The organism is Massilia sp. CT11-108 (assembly GCF_047302915.1).
Classification (GTDB): Bacteria; Pseudomonadota; Gammaproteobacteria; order Burkholderiales; family Burkholderiaceae_D; genus Telluria; species Telluria orientalis.
This window is the reverse complement of the sequence record NZ_JBKYMO010000594.1, coordinates 1-3,066: the sequence shown is the minus strand read 5'-3', so window position 1 is coordinate 3,066 and position 3,066 is coordinate 1. Positions and strand designations below refer to the sequence as shown.

Sequence of the window (3,066 nt, the reverse complement as noted above, 5' to 3'; positions counted from 1 at the left end):
GACCGCCAGCGCCAGGCCGTCGGCTTCCTCGCGCAGCTGCTGCGCGGCCGCCGACGCCTGCTCGACGAGGGCCGCGTTCTGCTGCGTGGCCTGGTCCATCTGGACGATGGCGCGATTCACCTCCTCGATGCCGGACGACTGCTCTTCGCTGGCCGCCATGATCTCCGACATGATGTCCGTCACGCGGTTGATGCTGCCGACGATCTCGCCCATCGTCGCGCCGGCCTGATCGACCAGCTCCGAGCCGTGGTGCACCTTCTGCACCGAGTCGTCGATGAGCGCCTTGATTTCCTTCGCGGCGGCGGCGCTGCGCTGCGCCAGATTCCTCACTTCCGATGCCACGACGGCGAAGCCGCGGCCCTGCTCGCCCGCCCTCGCCGCCTCGACAGCCGCGTTGAGCGCGAGGATATTCGTCTGGAACGCGATGCCGTCGATGACGCCGATGATGTCCGCGATGCGGGTCGCCGACGTGTTGATCGCGCCCATCGTCGCAACGACCTGCGTCACCACCGTGCCGCCCTTGGCCGCCACGTCCGACGCCGACTGCGCCAACGTGTTCGCCTGGCGCGCGTTGTCCGCGTTCTGGCGCACGGTGGACGTCAGCTGTTCCATCGACGTGGCCGTGCGTTCCAGCGACGCGGCCTGCTGCTCCGTGCGCTCCGACAGGTCCAGGTTGCCGCTCGCGATCTGGCCCGAGGCCGAAGCGATGGTATCGGTCGACGCGCGCACGCGGCCCACGATGCGCGCGAGGCCCGCGTTCATCTCGCTCAGCGCGCGCATCAGTTGACCCGTCTCGTCGCGGCCGCGGACCGGGATGTCCTGCGTCAGGTCGCCGTCGGCGACGGCGCCGGCGATGCGCACGGCCTTGTCCAGCGGTCGCACGATGCTCTTGATCAGCATGGCGCCCACGAAGCCGGCCAGGATCAGGCCCAGCACCATGCCGGACAGGCAGACGAAGCGCACGATCTCGTACATCGTTTGCGCGCGCTGGTTCGCAGCGGCCGCCTCGTCCAGCTGGATCTTGATCAGCGCGTCGATCGACGCCTTCACGGGGCGGAACAGCTCGCCCATCGGGCCGTGCACGAGCGCCGTGCCGCGCGCCGTGTCGCCGGCACGCACGGCGGCGACGATCGGTCGCAGGGCCTCGTCGAGGAACTTCGTCTTGAGCTGCATGAAGCGCTGGGCTTCCTGTTGTTCATGGCCGGACATCGCCGTGGCCATGTACGCCTTCCACTGCGTGTCGATGACTGCATCATTGCGCGCGATGTCGTCGACGAGGCCGGCGACCTTGCCCGGTTCGGCCGTCAGGGCGCGCGCCAGGTTGACCTGGTTCTCGTCCATGGCGCGGACGATCTTGTCGAGCTCGCCCACACAGACGAGTCCGTCGGAATACATGGATTGCATCTGGCCGTTGGCCTGGCCGAGGCTGACCAGGCCGACCGTGGCACCCACGATCAGTTCCAGGCCGAGGAGCGCGATCACGAAGATGAGGCGCGCTTTGATGGTGATATTTTTTAGCATGATGGGCGGGACGTTAGTGGATCTGATTAATTATAGAAACCATTAATGCCTAGCGGAAATGACCTAGACACCAATTAATCAGATTCCGTCCCGCCGTCGCCAATCCGCAACGTAGCGTTGTCAGACTGGCACCACCTGCGCGCGGATCAGCGCAGGTTGCCCGTGTGGCCCAGCGAGTAGCGGCCAGGTTGCGGCCAGACCGTCAGGCCATGCGGTTCGCCGCCGACCTTCACCTTTTGCATGGCGCCCGTATTCGTGTCGATGCGATAGACGACGTCGTCGAACCGGCCCGACAGCCAGAGCCACTTGCCGTCCGCGCTGACGTTGCCCATGTCCGGGCTGCCGCCGCCCGGCACGGGCCAGTTGGCGACGATCTTGCCCGTGGCGAAGTCCAGCACGGCCACGCTGCCCTTGCCCTTCGGCTTGCCGTGGATGCGGTGCGTGCCGCGGCTCGCGATGTACAGGAACTTGCCATCGCGGCTAGGGTACAGGCCGTGCGTGCCGAGGCCGACGGGGATGAAGCCGATCTGCGTCAGGTTGTCGCCGTCGACGACGTGCACGCCGTCCGCGTCCATGTCGGCGACGTAGAAGCGCTTGCCGTCCGGTGCGATGCGCACGTCCTGCGGCATGCCTTTCTTCGACGTGCAGATCTCGCTGGCGCCCGGCGCCGTCGGGTCGACGCCTTCGCGGAAGCGCGTGGACGGCATCGTCAGCTTCAGGTAGCCGAGCACCTTGCGCTCCACGAGGTCGATCTTCGCGAGGCTGCCGTCAAATTCGCACGTGAACAGCGCATAGCGGCCGTCGATCGAGAACTCGGCATGGTTGATGCCGCCGCATTTGGGCACCTCGATCGCGTACTGCATCGCCATCGTGTGCGGATCGCGGAAGTCGAGGCGGTGGCGCGCTTCCGCGACGACGATCGCCGACCTGCCGTCCGGCGTGAAATACATGTTGTACGGATCGTCGACGGGCACGTTCGCGCCGGGCTTGCCGGTGCGCGGATCGATCGGCGTCAGGCTGCCGTCGCCCGTGCGCTCGGCGTTGTTCGCGACCCACAGCGTGCGCAGGTCCCACGACGGGATCACGTGCTGCGGGCTGCGGCCCACCTTGAAGCGGTCGACGACCTTCAGCGTCGCCGGATCGATGACGTAGACGTCGTTCGAGCGCAGGTTCGGCACGTACACGCGTTCCAGGTCGCCTTTCACTGCGGGGCTCAGCTGCCTGATCTCGCTGTAGACGTTGTGCGGATCGACGACGCGGGGCATGCCGGGCACGGAGACCACGGCTGGAGATTTGATGGCGGGCGCAGGCGCGGACGCGGTCGCGGTCGCATCGACGAAGCGCGACGCGACGACGCCGCCAGCCACGACGGCCAGGGCCAGGACGGCACCGATGGTGGTTTTGGAGGACACGATGACTCTTTACTTTCGACGGGAGGAATTCGAAGACGGTTCGCGGGCGGCACGGATCGCCGCGACGGACGCATCGACGATGCGCCCGGCGCCGATGCGGCCCAGGTCCGCCGTGGCACGGGTCGGATCGCCA

At 67.2% G+C, this 3,066-nt stretch carries 2 protein-coding genes; both read right to left on the bottom strand.

Annotation, left to right across the window (positions count from 1 at the left end):
* Positions 1 to 1,521, bottom strand: a 1,521-nt coding sequence (locus tag ACEN88_RS27975) for a methyl-accepting chemotaxis protein (RefSeq protein ID WP_413344905.1), incomplete at its 3' end; no start/stop codon positions are given.
* A gap of 146 nt (positions 1,522 to 1,667) precedes the next feature.
* Positions 1,668 to 2,786: a YncE family protein gene (locus ACEN88_RS27970; RefSeq protein WP_413344908.1), complete on the bottom strand. Its 1,119-nt coding sequence runs from the start codon at positions 2,784 to 2,786 to the stop codon at positions 1,668 to 1,670.
* Positions 2,787 to 3,066: the final 280 nt, after the last annotated feature.

Excerpts from the sequence above, each read along its gene's own strand:
- ACEN88_RS27970 (WP_413344908.1), bottom strand. The coding sequence starts at position 2,786 with ATGCCCCGCGTCGTCGATCCGCACAACGTCTACAGCGAGATCAGGCAG.